Origin of the sequence: Prevotella sp. khp1, assembly GCF_900102205.1 — a bacterium.
GTDB lineage: Bacteria > Bacteroidota > Bacteroidia > Bacteroidales > Bacteroidaceae > Prevotella > Prevotella ruminicola.
In genome coordinates, this window is record NZ_FNJZ01000004.1 from 262986 (window position 1) to 278871 (window position 15886).

Consider the following 15886-nt stretch of genomic DNA (forward strand, 5'->3'; position numbering starts at 1 on the left):
TTATGAATAGTTTCGATATTAATAGATTTGGGAGGGCCTTGCGCTGGATGATTAGCGTAAACTTCCGCTCATTGCTGATGTGGACCTTGGGACTCACACTGGGTGTTGCTATGGGCGAGTTGATGGTGCGCGCTATGATACAAACTACCACGCCACAGGAGACACATACTACAGGCATTTTGGGTGGATTCTTTGTGGTTTACATCATAATAGGTGTAGTGGTAGGTATTTGTAATTTGTTTGTTGAGTTGGATAAGAAACCGCGTCGCCAGGCATTCCTCATGCTGCCTGCTACCAACTTAGAGAAGTTTTTGGCAGCAACCGTTTTTGCTACCGTATCAGGATTCGTGATGATGCACCTGTCGTTTATCGTAGGCGATACGCTGCGTGTAGTGTTCCGTGCCCTGTTCTATGGTGATTCGTGGAATTCGTTTGTTTTTCCGGAAGTGGTTAAGATGATGACATTTGATGCTGTAAGTTCATATCATTCATTGGGTTATCGCCTGATGTCTCTGGCATTTCTGGTGAGTGGACTCGTATGGCTGCATTCTTTCTATACCCTTGGTGGCACGCTGTTCCGCAAGTATGCTTTCGTCATCAGCAGTCTAGTGCTGGTAGCTGGTTTTACCATGTTGATTTGGTTTTCGAAGTATCACGGAATCTATATGTTCAGTACCTTCTATATCGAAGGTGTTGGCCGAGTAGAAAAGGTAGGCACCATGACCTATATTCTTACAGCATTCTTCGCTGTCTTCTCTGTTGTAAATTACTGGTTATCGTTCCGTATCTTCAAAGGATTTGAATTAATAACTAATAAGTGGTTGAATTATGACTTTTACAAATGATAAACCGATTTACATCCAGATGGCCGATCGCCTGTGCGACGAGATCCTCTCGGGTGTATATAAAGACGATGATCGCATCCCCAGCGTACGTGAGTATGCCGTGCTGCTCGAGGTGAATACTAATACCGCTGTAAAAGCCTACGAACAGTTGGCACGCGAGGAAATCATCTACAACAAGCGTGGACTGGGATACTTTGTTACTCCAGGTGCCAAACAGCAGATCCTGAAGGCGCGCAAGCAGGAGTTTATGAAAGAGCGACTGCCAGAATTGTTCCGCCAGATGCAGCTGTTAGGCATCACGTTAGAAGATGTTAAAAATGCATATAATGCAACTTTTGGCGAGTAAACTACGTCAAACTGTAAAAATCAACTAAGGTAAAAATAACAATGATACATTTAAAAGACATCAACAAGACCTATCAGGGTGCCCAGCCACTGCACGTGCTGAAGGGTATCTCGCTCGACATCGCAAAGGGTGAGTTCGTCAGCATCATGGGTGCTTCGGGCTCGGGTAAGAGTACGCTGCTTAATATCTTAGGTATTCTGGATAACTACGACTCAGGGAGCTACGAGCTCGCTGGAACTCCCATCTGGAACCTCTCGGAGCGCAAGGCTGCCGAGTATCGCAACAAGATGATAGGTTTTATTTTCCAGAGCTTTAATCTCATCTCTTTCAAGACCGCCGTGGAAAACGTTGAGTTGCCATTATTCTATCAGGGGGTATCCAGAAAGAAGCGTCACCAGATGGCGATGGAATATCTGGATAAGCTGGGCTTGGCCGATTGGGCCGAACATTACCCCAACGAACTGTCGGGAGGACAGAAACAGCGTGTGGCAATAGCCAGAGCACTCATCACCCGTCCACAGATTATCCTGGCCGATGAGCCTACAGGAGCTCTCGACTCGAAGACATCTGTGGAGGTGATGCAGTTGCTGAAGAAGCTGAACCAGGAGGATGGCATGACCATCGTAGTGGTAACTCACGAGAGCGGTGTGGCTAACGAGACTAACAAGATAGTTCACATTAAGGATGGTGTAATAGGTCAGATAGAAGAGAATCTCGATCATAATGCTAGTCCTTTTGGCAGCGGAGGTTTAATGAAGTAGTATTTTTAGCAACGGACAACACGACTTAATGACTAAGGAAAAATCGTAAAGTCCTGTAGTCCGTTGCAAAAGAATAAAGATTATGCACGATATAATAACTGAAATATGGCAGACAGCGCGAAGGAATAAACTTCGTACTACGCTGACAGGATTTGCTGTGGCGTGGGGCATCTTTATGATCATCGTGCTGTTGGGAGCCGGAAACGGTCTCATCAATGCCACGATGAAGATGAACGGCGACTTCCTGACCAACTCGATGGAGGTTGATGGCGGTTGGACTTCGATGCCCTATAAAGGCTTGAAGGAAGGGCGCGATATACAGTTGAACGTGAAGGACCTGGAAGCCACTCGGACAGAGTTTACTGAGAATATTGACGAGGTGGGAGCCAACTATTTCACCAGTGGCACTGCCAGCTATGGCGAGAACTACATGAATATCCGCATCGCAGGTGTACATCCTATTCATACCAAGATTGTCAAAGAGCACATGCTGTGTGGCCGATTCATTAATGATATCGACCTGAAGGAGCGCCGTAAGGTGATTGTGCTCGGTGATAACCAGGCTAAGGAGTTGGAACCTAAGGACTATAAAACGTTGTTGGGCAAGTATATCAAGGTGGGCGATATCTCGTTCAAGGTTGTTGGCATCTACAAGAGCCGTGGCGAAGGTAATGGCAGAGCCTATTCTTCTTACACTGCGATCAAGAGTATTTATGGCGCCGATACACCTAGTCTGGGCAGCATCGAGTTTACGTTTAAGGGATTGACCTCTGAGGATGCCAACGAGGCCTTTGAGAAGGACTATCGTCGCCGACTGAATGGTATGCACCAGATTCACCCTGAGGATGATCGCGGCATCTGGATATGGAATAACTATGCTCAAAGCCAGCAGATGGAGAAAGGAATAGATATCATCCATACTTTCCTTTGGGTCATCGGACTCTTCACACTGCTCTCTGGTATCGTGGGCGTAAGTAATATCATGCTCATCACCGTTAAGGAGCGCACCCACGAGTTTGGTATCCGTAAGGCTATTGGTGCAAAGCCGTGGAACATTCTGCGACTGATTATTGTCGAGAGTGTTATTATCACCACCCTGTTTGGCTATGTTGGCATGTTGTGTGGTGTGCTTGCTAATGAGTATATGGACGCAACGCTGGGGCATGAGGTTACCGACCTGGGAGTTGAGAAGCTTACACTGTTTGTTAACCCTACCGTGGGACTGGATGTTTGTATCGAGGCCACACTGGTGATGGTGATCGCAGGTACTATCGCAGGACTTATTCCTGCCTATAAAGCAAGTAGAATTCGCCCTATTGAGGCATTAAGAGCTGACTGATTATGAGAATAGATATTGATTCATACAGAGAAATCATCGACACGCTGACGCGAAACAAGTCGCGTTCGTTCCTCACCGGTTTCGGTGTGTTCTGGGGCGTGTTTATGCTTGTTGCCCTGATGGGAGGCGGAAAGGGCGTGAAGGAGAAGTTGTATAGCAATTTCGAAGGCTTTGCGCAGAATACCGTGATTGTTGGTGCCGAGCAGACCTCGAAACCCTATAAAGGGTTCCGTAAAGGGCGTAGCTGGTATATGGATTATAAGGATGTGGAACGCCTGAAACAGCAGATTCCTGAACTGGAAGCTGTGGCTCCTATCCTGATGGGACGTGGCTCGACGGCCTACTATGGCGACCAGAAGACCACACCTAATATGCAGGGTGCCGTGCCTGAGATGGTGAAAATCATCGCACCAAAGATGTACTACGGTCGTTTCATCAACGAGATGGACATACAGGAACAGCGCAAGGTGTGTGTGATTGGTAAAAAAATCTACAAGGACTTGTTTAAGGAAGGTGGCGACCCTTGCGGAAAGAAAATACGTGTGGATTCCACCTATTACGAGGTAGTGGGTGTCGATTATAGTGCAGGCGGTATTTCTATTGGTGGTCGATCAGAAGAAAGAGTCACCATTCCCATCACGATGATGAAGGCTGCCTTTAATCGTGGTAACGCCGTTGACGTCATTGCTGCTATTGGTCGCCCAGGTGTGCTGATGAGTAAAATCACACCACGTATCCGTGAGACGGTGGCCAGAGCGCACTATGTGGATCCTACTGACGAGCAAGGGGTGTTTGTATTTAATACCGAACTGATGTTCCAGTTGATTAATAATCTGTTTAAGGGTGTGAATATCCTCATCTGGTTGGTTGGTCTTGGAACCCTTTTGGCTGGTGCCATAGGCGTGTCGAACATCATGATGGTAACGGTTAAGGAACGTACCACAGAGATCGGTATCCGTCGTGCCATCGGTGCTACCCCTAAGATGATCCTATCGCAGATTATCAGCGAGAGCATTGTGCTAACGCTTGTGGCAGGTATGAGCGGCATCCTGTTTGCCGTCATGATATTGCAGATGCTCGAAATGGCCAATACAGAAGATGGCATCGTGAGTATTCACTTCCAGGTGACCTTTTGGACGGCTATATTCTGCGCCTTTATCGTAAGCTCGCTTGGCTTGTTAGCTGGATTAGCCCCTGCCGCCAGAGCCATGAGCATTAAACCGGTAGACGCAATGAGAGACGAGTAAAATTAGCAAAAAATAGAATATAAATAATAAAAACTATAAGAAGTATGAAAAAGTACAGCAAACTGATTATCGCCGCTATTATCGCGTTGATTTTCATCGGAACATTCGTGTTTCTGTGGCAGAAGAGCCAGCCCAAGGAAGTTGTTTACAACGAGTTTACTCCAAAGCTCGACAGCATCCAGAAAACCACCATTATTACAGGTAAGATTGAGCCCCGTAACGAGGTGAATATCAAACCCCAGATCTCTGGTATCATCTCAGAATTGTTGAAAGAGCCTGGCGACTATGTGAACGCTGGCGATGTGATAGCTAAGGTTAAGGTGATTCCTGATATGGCCCAGCTGTCGAGTGCTGAGATGCGTGTCCGTCTGGCTGAAATCAACCTGAAGCAGGCTCAGACTGATTTCGAGCGCGAGCAGAACCTCTTTAACCAGAAACTGGTGAGTGCTGATGAGTTTGATAAGGTTAAGATTAGCCTGAATCAGGCCAAGCACGAAAAGCTGGCTGCACAGGATGCTCTCGAAGTGGTGCGCGATGGTGTGTCGAAGTCGAATGCTAAAGCTTCTTCAACTCTCATCCGTTCTACCATTAGCGGTGTTATTCTCGATATCCCTGTTAAGGTGGGTAATTCGGTTATCCTGTCGAATACCTTTAACGATGGTACCACGATTGCCACAGTGGCTAATATGAAGGATTTGATTTTCCGTGGTAATATCGATGAGACTGAGGTAGGACAGTTGGTTAACGGCATGAATATGAAAATTACGATTGGTGCCCTGCAGGACCTGAAGTTTGATGCTGCATTGGAATACATCTCGCCAAAGGCTATCGAGAGCAACGGAACCAACCAGTTTGAGATTAAGGCCGCTGTAAAACTTGTAGAGGGTGGAAAAATCCGTTCTGGCTACAGTGCTAATGCCGAAATCGTGTTGGACAAGGCCGACAAGGTGCTCTGCATCCCAGAAAGCGCCATCGAGTTTAGTGGCGACAGCACCTTTGTTTACGTGATCAAAGGTAAAGGCAAAAATAAAACCTACGATCGCACTTTTGTTGAAACAGGTCTCTCTGACGGTGTGAACATTGAGATTAAGAAGGGTATAACTGCCAAGGATAAGGTACGTGGCCCAGAGATTGTTACAGACGATAATGAAAAATAAGCGATTATGAAAAGATATGTTTTTGCATTGATGATTGGTTCGCTGGGCCTTGGTACTGCTAGTGCCCAGAAGGCATGGGGCTTGCGTGAATGCTGTGAATATGCTGTGGAGCATAACATCGGCATTAAGCAGCAGCAGAACCAGTGCCGACAGCAGGAGATTCAACTCTCTACTGCCAAGAACTCGCGTTTGCCTGATTTGAGCGGTAGTGTAAGTCAGAACTTCTCGTTCGGACGTGGTTTGACAATGGATAATACCTATACCAACAAGAATACCAGTAGCACATCGCTGCAGTTGGGCGCAAGTGTACCTTTGTTCACAGGTTTCGAGATCCCCAACCAGATTAAGCTGAATCAGCTGAATCTCGAAGCAGCTACAGCTGACCTGGAGAAGGCTAAGAACGATATCCGTATGCAGGTGGCTCAGGCTTATGTGCAGATTCTGTACGATATGGAGATGGCTGATGTGGCTCATCGTCAGATAGCCATCGACTCTGCTCAGGTGGCTCGACTTCAGGCTTTTGTGGATAATGGTAAGGCCAGTGGTGTTGAACTCTCTCAGCAGAAAGCTACTCTGGCTAACAGTAAGCTGACTGCTACTCAGGCAGATAACAATATGCGTCTGGCCGTGCTCACACTTACCCAGCTGCTTGAGTTGCCTAGCCCCGAGAACTTTACTATCGTTCGCCCCTCTCCATCAGAACTAGAACATCTAGTAAGTCTAGATAATCTATCAACCCCTGATGAAATTTATGCAGAGGCGCTTGGTATCAAACCAGAGATTCTCTCACAGCAGTTAAAACTGAAGGGTGCTGCTCATAGCATTAAGATTGCTCAGGCAGGTTACTATCCTACACTCTCGCTCAGTGGCGGTTTGGGCACTAACTACTACACCACTTCTGGCCTTAAGTCGGATGGCTTGGGTAAGCAGTTGGAGAACAACTTCAGCCAGTATATCGGCTTAAATCTGAGTGTGCCCATCTTCAATCGTTTCTCTACCCGGAATCGCATTCGTAGTGCACGTGTAGATCAGGCTAATCAACAGCTGCAGCTCGACAACACCAAGAAAACCCTGTATAAGGAGATTCAGCAGGTGTACTATAATGCTCTGAATGCGCAGACCAAGACTCAGAGCTCTGCTGAGGCTGTTAAGAGTTCGAAGGATGCTTTCGATCTGGTACAGGCTAAGTACGAGAATGGTAAGGCCACCATCACAGAGTTTAACGAGGCTAAGAATAATTATATGAAATCAGAGTCGGATCTGGTTCAGGCCCGATACGAGAATCTCTACCAGCAGGCCCTGTTAGAGTTCTACCGCGGCAAGGATTTGAACTTCTAATGCATAAAAACAGAAAGTAGCTTTTCTATTTGCGAAAAGCTACTTTTTGTTTGTTCTTGATGTATATGCCGTTTTTGGATGGCGTGCTGGCTAATCGCCTCCCATCTATCGAATACCATGCGCAATCCTCGCATCTACCATTCTTAACACCTTGTATGCCGGTACTGCTGTTGGCAAAGTTCTTCAGCTCGTAGAGCGCAGGCAGGGCTTTGTGTGTTTCGTTATCCCATAAACCACGATTCACCCATCTTGTTAGTACCTTACTGTCAGGACCATTGCCGTTCTCTTCAGGGAACCACCAATAAAGTCCGTTAACATTACTGTGCTTATTTAATTCCTCGACGAGTGCCTTGGTGTAAGCGGCCTGGCCTTCAGGCGAAATGGCCCAAGTGCTCTGGAAATCGTAATCAATACCTTCGCCCTTCTTTGGCTGCCACTGATAGTAGTAGGCTGTTTCTACAATCTGTACTTTCTTATCAGAGAAATTGTTTGCCAACATTGTGAGGTTGCTGGCAAGTGTAGATAGAGAGTTATGCCAGAAGGGGTAGTACGACAGACCAATTACATCGTAATCTATATTGGCTAAGCGTGTAAAATAGTCTTTTAGCGCATTACCATCGCCTGAGCGTTCAGAGTGAATGATAATCTGTGCTTTAGGACAAACTTCTCTGCAGGCTTTAGTGGCTTGGGTAAGCAGATCCTTGAAACGTGTCCAGTTTGATTCTGAAGAGTTTGAATAGCAAACGTAAGTTTTACTGTTGTATTTTCCCCAAAGCATTCCATACGATATTTCGTTTCCAGTTTGTATAAAGTCTGGTGTAGCTTCTGCTTCAACCAGTTTTTGTAGGCACTCTTTGGTATAGTCGTAAATCTTCTGTTTCAGCTCATCGTTAGATAGCGATGCCCATGCGGCAGGCGTCCATTGGTTTGATGGGTCGGCCCAGGTGTCGCTATAGTGGAAATCCAGCATCAGCGCAAATCCTTCGGCTTTGATGCGCTTGCAGAGGGCAATCACATAGTCAAGATCCTGACAAACTTGTGCATCTGTCGAACCATCAGGAGCCTTTTTAGTTGGATTTACGAATAAGCGTACGCGTTGGGCATTCCATCCAACGGTTTCGCTCTTCATATACTTCAGCACATCGTCAATCTTGGCGCCTTGCTCGTTGTAATAAGCTACGTTGTTATCTTCGTAGCTTTTCAGTACTGAAATATCGCCACCTACATACTTCTGAGCAAAAGTATTGCTCGTGCTCAGAAGTGGTAGGGTTGCTGCGAATAGTAGTTTTAGTAGTTTCATTAGTTCCTTATTTAGAGAAAGTTATTTCTTATGTCTGTTTGCCCGTTGCTCACGGTATTTGGCTTTCTGCCTTGCAGAGCCACTACCATGAGCACCAGTGATATACTTTTTCTTTTTGGCCTTGGTTTTTACCTTGCCATCGTCTTTCGGCTTGTCACCTCCACGTCCGAAGTTGATGCCGTTTTCAAGAATGTTCTGAAAATCGTCCATAATTATTTAACTAGGGGGTCTAGATAATCTAGATTAACTAGATTAATGGTGGAACAGACGTACGCCAGTAAACGCCATTGCGATACCATACTTATCGCAAGTCTCAATAACATTGTCGTCGCGAACAGAGCCACCAGCCTGAGCAATAAACTCTACGCCGCTCTTATGAGCACGCTCGATATTGTCGCCAAAGGGGAAGAAAGCGTCGCTACCCAAAGCCACCTTGGTGTTCTGAGCTATCCATGCCTTCTTTTCTTCCATTGTCAGCACCTCAGGCTTCTCCTTGAAGAACTGCTGCCAGGTGCCATCACGCAGTACATCATCGTGGTCCTCTGAGATATATACGTCGATGGTGTTATCGCGATCAGCACGACGGATGTTGTCGATGAAAGGCAGATTCATAACTTTTGGATGCTGGCGCAGCCACCAGATATCTGCCTTGTTACCAGCCAGACGGGTACAGTGGATACGGCTCTGCTGACCAGCTCCGATACCAATGGCCTGACCATCTTTTACGTAGCATACAGAGTTACTCTGAGTGTACTTCAGGGTGATAAGTGCGATAATCAGGTCGCGCTTAGCCTCGGCAGTAAAGGTCTTGTTCTGTGTAGGCATGTTCTCGAAGAGTGCATCGTCGTCGAGCTTAATCTCGTTACGACCCTGCTCGAAGGTGATGCCGAATACCTGCTTACGCTCGATAGGCTCGGGTACGTAGTTAGGATCAATCTTAATTACGTTGTAGGTACCCTTACGCTTATCTTTCAGTATCTCGATAGCCTCAGGTGTAAAATCAGGAGCAATCACGCCATCGCTCACCTCACGCTTCAGCAGTTTGGCGGTGGTAGCATCGCAGGTGTCGCTCAGAGCTACAAAGTCGCCATAGCTCGACATGCGGTCGGCACCACGGGCACGTGCATAAGCACAAGCGATGGGGCTCTCATCAAGGTCCTTCACGTCATCTACAAAGTAGATCTTCTTCAGTGTGTCGCTCAGAGGCAGACCAACTGCAGCACCGGCAGGGCTAACGTGCTTGAACGAAGCTGCTGCAGGCAGACCGGTAGCAGCCTTCAGCTCCTTAACAAGCTGCCAGGCATTGAAAGCGTCGAGGAAATTGATATATCCAGGACGACCGTTGATGACTTCGATAGGTAGCTCACCCTCGGTCATGAAAATGCGCGAGGGCTTCTGATTGGGATTACATCCGTACTTGAGTGCTAATTCTTTCATTTTTGCGATATTTTTTTTATTTCTGTGTGCAAAGGTACAAAATAATTTTGTAATTTTGCACCAAACTTAAATTATTAACATGGAGAAGAAACGATTGGCGCTTCGAAAGCTGTTGGAGGCAGTAGAGAAGGAGATTCTGAAGAAACCTGATAAGAAAACACTCGACCGTTTGGCGCTGTTGGCAGGATTTCAGAGTTGGGATGATTTTCAGCACGCCCTGCATGGGGAATAAAAAAAGAGGCTCGCACACTTAGGTGCAGCCTCTTTTTCTTTTTTATTCACCAACGTTGTGGCGCTTCTCCTTAATACGAGCAGCCTTACCAGTGAGCTTGCGCAGATAGTAAAGCTTAGCGCGGCGAACCTTACCTACCTTGTTAACCTCGATGCTCTCAATGTTGGGAGACTCGATTGGGAAGATACGCTCTACACCAACGGTGCCTGACATCTTACGTACAGTGAAGCGCTTCTTGTCACCGTGACCAGCAATCTTAATTACTACACCACGATAGAGCTGGATACGCTCCTTTGAACCCTCGATAATTTTGTAAGCGACAGTGATTGTGTCACCAGCCTTGAACTCTGGGAACTTCTTGCCGGTTGCAAATGCTTCTTCAGCAATCTTAATTAAATCCATTGTACTTTAATATGTAATTAAATTGTTGTATCGTTCCAACGCAACATAACAGGCCTCACGAAACTTCCTGCCAGCGATTACGCCGAAAAGCGGGTGCAAAGGTACAACTTTTTTTTGGAATCAAAGAAATATTTCGGATATTTTTTGTATTTTTGCACCATTAAATTAAGTTGAGATGGATAAAAGACATATTTTTTATGCTTCATTAGCCTCTTTATTATTGGTTTCGTGTGCACCCAAACAATTCCAACTTACTGGTATTGAGCGCACTCGCGTGATTGTAGACAGTCGTTACGATCAGAATCCTGATGAGGCTGCTGTGAAGTTTCTTGAGCCTTACAAGCATGTAAACGACAGTATTATGGGGCCTGTTGTTGGTACAGTGGCACATAACATGCATGCAGCGCGCCCTGAGAGTGATCTCTCTAATCTCCTGGCCGATATTCTGGTATGGTCGGGTAAGGATTATGGCGAGGATCCTGTATTGGGTATTTACAATATGGGTGGAATACGTGCCGACCTGACAAAGGGTAAGGTAACCTATGGCGATGTGCTTGATGTGGCTCCTTTCGAGAACAAGATTTGCTTTATTACACTTACAGGCGAGCAGGTTCTTACGCTGTATGCCCAGATTGCTCTTCGTGGTGGCGAGGGTGTAAGTCGTGGCGTGGAGATTGTGGCCACTGAGGATGGCAAACTGCTGTCGGGTAAGCTGCATGGTAAGGAAATCGACCCCAAGGCCGATTATCGTATTGCTACTATCAATTACCTGATTGAGGGCAATGATGGTATGCCTGTACTTAAAGAGGGTAGGGATATTATCGCCCCCGAAGCAAAGAGTAATAACACCCGATTCCTGATTATGAACTATTTCAAGGATCACGAGGCTCGCGGTGTTGAAGTAGATTCTAAAGTTGAAGGACGTATTAAAATCCAGTAAGCTATGCGTAAATTTCATCTTATTATAATGGTTGCGCTCCTGGCTGTCGTTTCTGCCAGCGCTAAAACCAAGAAGCAGCTTGTAGTGCTGCACACCAACGATACCCACTCGTGCATTATGCCGCTTAACGAGAATCTTGATAATAAGGATCTGGCAGGTCGCGGTGGCTTTATACGTCGTATTAATATGATTAAGGAAGAGCGCCGTCAGAATCCAGATCTGTTGTTCTTCGACTCAGGCGATTTCTCGCAGGGCTCTGGTTTCTATACCCTCTTCAAGGGCGAGGTAGAGATTGGCTTGATGAATCAGATGGGCTACGATGCTGTTACCATCGGTAATCATGAGTTTGATTTTGGATTGGAGAATATGGCCAAGCTGTTCCGTATGGCTAATTTCCCTGTAGTTTGTTCGAACTATGACTTTACAGGTACACCTTGCGAAGGTCTGGTAAAGGATTATGTCATCCTGAAGCGTAATGGCTTGAGGATTGGTGTTTATGCCCTGGGTGCTCCTATGAAGGGACTGGTGGCTAATAAGAACTGCGAGGGCGTAAAGTTTCTCGATCCTATTGAGACATCTAAGAAGTATATCGATATCCTGCGCCGTCGCGAGAAGTGCGATGTGGTTATCTGTCTCTCACACTTAGGTTGGGCGATTTCTGAGTATCCCGATCATAAGTTTATGAGCGAGGTGCAGGGACTCGACTTGGTGCTGGGTGGACATACCCACACTTACATGCCCACACTGGAGTACGCACCTGATAAGACTGGCAAGCAGATTCCTGACGACCAGAACGGTAAGCACGGCGTGTTTATCGGCAAAATGGTGCTTACGTTCGAGAAGTAAGCTTATTCAAAGTAGAACGTTAATACAATCATCTTCGTATGCCCGCTCTTAATCGAGTTGGCATACGTTTTTTTATAGTCGTCCTTGATATCGGCTACGTGACTTTTATCAATCCTGTTGCCTAATCCATAGCAGAACTTCAATTCGGGTGCCAGTTTGAAGAAGGGTAGATACAGATCGCATCCCAAGCCAACTTCCAGCATCAGGTCGGTACGCTGCAATTGTACTATCTCTTGACTCTTGTTGGTTAGATTCACCATGCCGTTAACACCTGCCAGCATGTAAGGGCGGATATTGTTCCATCGCTGGGCCGAGAACTTCAGGTCGACGGGTACCGAAAGATAGGTATTCTTCAGGTCCTGTGTCTCAGTTCTTGGGTTACCATGCGTGTCTGTCTCGTCCAACTTGTGCAAGGTCAGGTGCTTGGCACCGAAATGCATGGTGGGTACTATGCGCAGGTTCAGATTGTTGGATAGGCGCATGTCGGCCAGTACACCTACCGAGAATCCGGTATTCCAGCGGTCGGCATCGGACACGATTGGAGCTTCGGTTTCAAACTCAATATCTTGCAGGTTCATGCCTACTGCAATACCAAAGTGCATAGGGCGCAAGTCGATATATGGCTTGTGCTGTATCACGTATCGTCGTTGGGCTACACAGCTTGTGGCGATGCAGAGTGCTGCTATGATGGATAGAATTCTAAGTCTCATACATATATAATAACGCAAAAATGGTCATCTTATTATATAAAATCTTATTTCGACATTGTATAAATTACTTAAATTTTCTACCTAAAGTTTGGTATGAACAAAATTTTATCGTACCTTTGCATCATTAAAAGTAAGTATTAACAGTATTAACAATTTAATTGATTAAGAATTATGGCATATGTAATTGGTGACGACTGCATCGCTTGCGGTACATGTCAGGGTGAGTGCCCAGTAGAGGCTATTTCTGAGGGTGAGAAGTATTCTATCAACCCCGATCTCTGCACAGAGTGTGGTACTTGTGCTTCTGTTTGTCCCTCTGAGGCTATCAGCCTTCCCTAATAAGATAGGACATATTGAAAGTATAGCAGGTGTTTCCTTATTGGAAACACCTGTTTTCTTTATTGGAAACCGATGTTTTCTAACTTAGAAAACACCATTTTCTAACTTGGAAAATAATCACAAAAAAAGAGATGTTCATTGCTGAACACCTCTTTCTTTGTATTGTAATGCTTGAATTACTTCAGATCACGAATCTGCTTAGCAGCAGGATACTCTGGGTCGATAGCCAGAATTTTGTTTGCATACTCCTTAGCCAAAGCCTTGTTCTTGCCATACAGGAATGCATTCGACATCAGGTAGTGCAAGCTGTACTTCAGCATGATATCCTCGCCCTTTGTGCGATCAGCCTTAGACGCGAGCAGCTCTACAACCTTCTGGTAGTCGGGCTTAGCAAGACCCTTCTCACCGTTCTTATCCAGCTTGTTGTTCATTGTAGCGCACTGGTAAGCAGCGTATGTGCTCTGTACAGGGAACTTCTCGGCCATAGCGCGATAAGCCTCGATAGCCTTGGCGATATGCTTTGCCTTATTGGGCTCGTCCTCGTCTGCGTACTTAGAATAAATCTTAGCAACACCTTCCATATCGTCAGAGTTTACATCGGGCTTGCAAGCCAGGTACTGATCGTAGTACTTGATGGCGTTTTCAAACTCCTTGTCCTTCAGGTAAGAGTCTGATACGCTCTTCAGGATAGCCCAGCGCTTGATCATTGACTGATCGTTAACCAGCTCAAGAGCCTTGTCATAGTGCGTGTACATGTTAGCCTTATCCTCCAGAGCCTGATAAATCAGAGCTGTGTAGAAGTGGTCGTACTCAGATACCTTGGCACTATCGGTCTCGAAGAAGTACTTGTGGATGTAAGCCTTAGCAGCCTCGTAGTTCTTCAGCTCGTAGTTTGAGAACATAGCCAAACGGTTGAATGTTGGGTTACGTGGCTCGAGCTTGATACCTGCCTCGGCAGCACGGAGTGCATCCTGGAAGTGACCAGTGAAGTAGCTGGCGCGTACAAACTCGTTCAGTCCCAGCTTATCCAGCTTGCCGATGTTAGCCTTGGCATAGTTCTCGTAAGCCTGCTTCTCATCACCTGCCAGCATGTAGATGTGAGCTGTGATAGCGTCAACATCCTCGTTGGGGCACTGAGCCTTCATTTCCTGCAGCTTCTTGGCAGCCTGACTTGGGCTGATCTTACGATATACCATAGCCCACTTCTTGTAACCCTCAGGATTCTTTGGGTCGAAAGTGATAGCCTGGTTGTAGTAACCTGCAGCCTTACCACCATCTGTTCCGTAAGCCGACTCGATGTCGCCTAACAGCAGATAGGCAGGAGCAAACTGATACTTAGGCTTACCAGCTTCGTTAGCATAGTTGGCAAACAAGCGGGCATTTGCTGTGTCCTTCTGAGCATAGAAGGCCTGACCAATCTTAATCAGCGCAGCAGCGTCCTTCTTGTTCTTCTTGTAGGCAGCTTTTGCTAACTCGGCTACATTGGGAGCCTTTGACTTAATACCGTCGAGAGCTGCATTGAGCTCTGCTTCCTGTGCATTAGCGGTGGCGCTGAAACCTGTCAGCAACGCACCCATAACTAGATATTTAATTGCTTTCATAATTTCTGTTTTTAAGTTCTACATTCTGTTTATTGTTCTCTCTTTTATGACGTTTTGATTAGAATTTGGTTTAAATTATTTATTGTTTACAATTACATCTCTAACGTTCATATTGGCTGTGCGTGGCAGTAATCCGTAGCGAAGAATAATCTTTTGTCCCTTGGGTAGCTGCACAAAGTGTGTAAAGCTGCTTGGTACACCGTTGCGGGTATCGTTCAGCAGGGCGTAGATAGTGCGGCGCAGGGGATAGTTGCCATTATATAAATAGTACTGATAGGGCTTCCAGCTGTTATGCTTCGTTGCCGAGTCGAGCTTTGAAACGCCCATCACTGTTATATTCTTCTTAAAGGTAACGTTGGTGGTGTCGCGCTTGTCGTTCAGCCAGTTCGAACCGATGATACCCAGTGAGTTGGGGTGGTTCTCAACATAGTCGATAACGGCAGCACTTGTTTTGGCAGCTCCAATGTTTGGAGCCTTAAACTGTTTGCCACCAAGGATAGAGTCAACACACCAGCGAACGGTGCTCGAGAGTGGATTGTCGAATACCACGTCGATGACTCCCAGCTTGTTCTGTGGGTAAATCTCGTCCCACTTGGTAATCTCGCCCTTCAGGATACGTGCAAAATCCTTGATGGTAATGCACGAGTCGGGGTTTGAGTTGTTTACGATAATGGCCAGTCCGTCGTAAGCGATGGGGATGGCTCTTGGCAGGAACTTCTGGGCAATCAGGTCCTGGCGCTCTTTCTTTGTAAAGTCGCGTGTGGTGAATGCCAACCATGTTTCCTGTTTCATCAGCTTCTTAACTGCATCCTGCTCGTTGATGTAAACGGGTGTGATAGAGTCGAGGGTCTGATTAGTAAAATAATATAGTTCCTCATCGATGATGGGGAAGAAACTTTCGTCGGCCGTCAGTATGCTGGCAGCCTTCTGATATGCTTGCTCCTTTTCAGGATTAGGCTTGTTCCCACATCCAGGGAACAAGCCTAATATCAGTGTTAATCCAACTAAATGATATATTTTGTTGAATGCGTTCATTTCAAAATTTT

Annotated in this window: 18 protein-coding genes; 11 read left to right on the top strand and 7 right to left on the bottom strand. The window is 46.2% G+C overall.

Going from position 1 to position 15886, the window contains the following annotated elements; genetic code table 11:
- Positions 1-2: 2 nt before the first annotated feature.
- From BLR73_RS12125 to BLR73_RS12155, 7 genes are all read left to right on the top strand, one after another.
- The gene (locus tag BLR73_RS12125; protein WP_143010951.1) at positions 3-845 is read left to right on the top strand and encodes a hypothetical protein; all 843 of its coding nucleotides are present in this window, start codon (positions 3-5) and stop codon (positions 843-845) included.
- Complete coding sequence (locus BLR73_RS12130) at positions 829-1191, top strand: GntR family transcriptional regulator (RefSeq protein ID WP_091862361.1); 363 nt, start codon at positions 829-831, stop codon at positions 1189-1191. The genes BLR73_RS12125 and BLR73_RS12130 overlap by 17 nt, the downstream gene beginning before the upstream one ends.
- A 41-nt stretch (positions 1192-1232) precedes the next feature.
- A complete protein-coding gene (locus BLR73_RS12135) occupies positions 1233-1952 on the top strand; it encodes an ABC transporter ATP-binding protein (RefSeq protein WP_013064621.1) in 720 nt (239 codons plus the stop codon).
- An 82-nt stretch (positions 1953-2034) separates the two neighbouring features.
- On the top strand, positions 2035-3291 hold the full coding sequence (locus BLR73_RS12140) for an ABC transporter permease (protein WP_091862364.1): 1257 nt from the start codon (positions 2035-2037) through the stop codon (positions 3289-3291).
- Positions 3292-3293: 2 nt separating this feature from the next.
- A complete protein-coding gene (locus BLR73_RS12145) occupies positions 3294-4538 on the top strand; it encodes an ABC transporter permease (protein ID WP_033149605.1) in 1245 nt (414 codons plus the stop codon).
- A gap of 44 nt (positions 4539-4582) precedes the next feature.
- Positions 4583-5695 (top strand): efflux RND transporter periplasmic adaptor subunit, encoded by a 1113-nt coding sequence (locus BLR73_RS12150; RefSeq protein ID WP_073047393.1) that lies wholly within the window; start codon positions 4583-4585, stop codon positions 5693-5695.
- A gap of 6 nt (positions 5696-5701) precedes the next feature.
- Entirely contained in the window at positions 5702-7033 is a 1332-nt protein-coding gene (locus BLR73_RS12155; RefSeq protein ID WP_091862367.1) for a TolC family protein, read from the top strand.
- A gap of 25 nt (positions 7034-7058) precedes the next feature.
- On the opposite strand, the gene BLR73_RS12160 is transcribed toward BLR73_RS12155, so the two are convergent.
- Genes BLR73_RS12160 through BLR73_RS12170 form a run of 3 tightly spaced genes read right to left on the bottom strand, consistent with a single transcriptional unit; the run spans position 7059 to position 9779 of the window.
- A complete protein-coding gene (locus BLR73_RS12160) occupies positions 7059-8333 on the bottom strand; it encodes a glycosyl hydrolase 53 family protein (protein WP_091862370.1) in 1275 nt (424 codons plus the stop codon).
- Positions 8334-8354: 21 nt separating this feature from the next.
- The gene (locus BLR73_RS12165) at positions 8355-8543 is read right to left on the bottom strand and encodes a hypothetical protein (protein WP_013064993.1); all 189 of its coding nucleotides are present in this window, start codon (positions 8541-8543) and stop codon (positions 8355-8357) included.
- A 42-nt stretch (positions 8544-8585) separates the two neighbouring features.
- Positions 8586-9779 (bottom strand): phosphoribosylaminoimidazolecarboxamide formyltransferase, encoded by a 1194-nt coding sequence (locus BLR73_RS12170; RefSeq protein ID WP_255397378.1) that lies wholly within the window; start codon positions 9777-9779, stop codon positions 8586-8588.
- Positions 9780-9849: 70 nt separating this feature from the next.
- Between BLR73_RS12170 and BLR73_RS14405 the strand changes: the two genes are divergently transcribed.
- Positions 9850-10002, top strand: a complete 153-nt coding sequence (locus BLR73_RS14405) for a hypothetical protein (RefSeq protein ID WP_155267466.1) — start codon at positions 9850-9852, stop codon at positions 10000-10002.
- 42 nt (positions 10003-10044) lie between these two features.
- On the opposite strand, the gene rplS is transcribed toward BLR73_RS14405, so the two are convergent.
- Positions 10045-10404, bottom strand: coding sequence for a 50S ribosomal protein L19 (rplS, locus tag BLR73_RS12175; protein ID WP_013065233.1), 360 nt, complete (start codon positions 10402-10404; stop codon positions 10045-10047).
- 175 nt (positions 10405-10579) lie between these two features.
- Here rplS and BLR73_RS12180 point away from each other — a divergent pair, with 175 nt between their 5' ends.
- A complete protein-coding gene (locus BLR73_RS12180; protein WP_091862373.1) occupies positions 10580-11344 on the top strand; it encodes a 5'-nucleotidase C-terminal domain-containing protein in 765 nt (254 codons plus the stop codon).
- Positions 11345-11347: 3 nt separating this feature from the next.
- Positions 11348-12190, top strand: coding sequence for a bifunctional metallophosphatase/5'-nucleotidase (locus tag BLR73_RS12185; protein WP_033149611.1), 843 nt, complete (start codon positions 11348-11350; stop codon positions 12188-12190).
- A 2-nt stretch (positions 12191-12192) separates the two neighbouring features.
- On the opposite strand, the gene BLR73_RS12190 is transcribed toward BLR73_RS12185, so the two are convergent.
- Positions 12193-12900 carry a type IX secretion/gliding motility protein PorT/SprT gene (locus BLR73_RS12190; protein ID WP_091862376.1) on the bottom strand — a complete coding sequence of 236 codons (708 nt, stop codon included), beginning with the start codon at positions 12898-12900 and terminating at the stop codon, positions 12193-12195.
- A gap of 171 nt (positions 12901-13071) precedes the next feature.
- Here BLR73_RS12190 and BLR73_RS12195 point away from each other — a divergent pair, with 171 nt between their 5' ends.
- Positions 13072-13239, top strand: a complete 168-nt coding sequence (locus BLR73_RS12195) for a 4Fe-4S binding protein (protein ID WP_013065171.1) — start codon at positions 13072-13074, stop codon at positions 13237-13239.
- A 176-nt stretch (positions 13240-13415) separates the two neighbouring features.
- Here BLR73_RS12195 and BLR73_RS12200 read toward each other — a convergent pair whose 3' ends face one another.
- Both BLR73_RS12200 and BLR73_RS12205 read right to left on the bottom strand, forming a co-directional pair.
- Positions 13416-14840, bottom strand: coding sequence for a tetratricopeptide repeat protein (locus tag BLR73_RS12200; protein WP_143010952.1), 1425 nt, complete (start codon positions 14838-14840; stop codon positions 13416-13418).
- A 75-nt stretch (positions 14841-14915) separates the two neighbouring features.
- Complete coding sequence (locus BLR73_RS12205; protein WP_033149613.1) at positions 14916-15875, bottom strand: PstS family phosphate ABC transporter substrate-binding protein; 960 nt, start codon at positions 15873-15875, stop codon at positions 14916-14918.
- Positions 15876-15886 lie beyond the last annotated feature (11 nt).

Bases quoted from the DNA above. Each gene is read 5' to 3' on its own strand.
- BLR73_RS12125 (WP_143010951.1), top strand. From the start codon at position 3: ATGAATAGTTTCGATATTAATAGATTTGGGAGGGCCTTGCGCTGGATG.
- BLR73_RS12130 (WP_091862361.1), top strand. From the start codon at position 829: ATGACTTTTACAAATGATAAACCGATTTACATCCAGATGGCCGATCGC.
- BLR73_RS12135 (WP_013064621.1), top strand. From the start codon at position 1,233: ATGATACATTTAAAAGACATCAACAAGACCTATCAGGGTGCCCAGCCA.
- BLR73_RS12140 (WP_091862364.1), top strand. From the start codon at position 2,035: ATGCACGATATAATAACTGAAATATGGCAGACAGCGCGAAGGAATAAA.
- BLR73_RS12145 (WP_033149605.1), top strand. From the start codon at position 3,294: ATGAGAATAGATATTGATTCATACAGAGAAATCATCGACACGCTGACG.
- BLR73_RS12150 (WP_073047393.1), top strand. From the start codon at position 4,583: ATGAAAAAGTACAGCAAACTGATTATCGCCGCTATTATCGCGTTGATT.
- BLR73_RS12155 (WP_091862367.1), top strand. From the start codon at position 5,702: ATGAAAAGATATGTTTTTGCATTGATGATTGGTTCGCTGGGCCTTGGT.
- BLR73_RS12160 (WP_091862370.1), bottom strand. From the start codon at position 8,333: ATGAAACTACTAAAACTACTATTCGCAGCAACCCTACCACTTCTGAGC.
- BLR73_RS12165 (WP_013064993.1), bottom strand. From the start codon at position 8,543: ATGGACGATTTTCAGAACATTCTTGAAAACGGCATCAACTTCGGACGT.
- BLR73_RS14405 (WP_155267466.1), top strand. From the start codon at position 9,850: ATGGAGAAGAAACGATTGGCGCTTCGAAAGCTGTTGGAGGCAGTAGAG.
- rplS (WP_013065233.1), bottom strand. From the start codon at position 10,404: ATGGATTTAATTAAGATTGCTGAAGAAGCATTTGCAACCGGCAAGAAG.
- BLR73_RS12180 (WP_091862373.1), top strand. From the start codon at position 10,580: ATGGATAAAAGACATATTTTTTATGCTTCATTAGCCTCTTTATTATTG.
- BLR73_RS12185 (WP_033149611.1), top strand. From the start codon at position 11,348: ATGCGTAAATTTCATCTTATTATAATGGTTGCGCTCCTGGCTGTCGTT.
- BLR73_RS12190 (WP_091862376.1), bottom strand. From the start codon at position 12,900: ATGAGACTTAGAATTCTATCCATCATAGCAGCACTCTGCATCGCCACA.
- BLR73_RS12195 (WP_013065171.1), top strand. From the start codon at position 13,072: ATGGCATATGTAATTGGTGACGACTGCATCGCTTGCGGTACATGTCAG.
- BLR73_RS12200 (WP_143010952.1), bottom strand. From the start codon at position 14,840: ATGAAAGCAATTAAATATCTAGTTATGGGTGCGTTGCTGACAGGTTTC.
- BLR73_RS12205 (WP_033149613.1), bottom strand. From the start codon at position 15,875: ATGAACGCATTCAACAAAATATATCATTTAGTTGGATTAACACTGATA.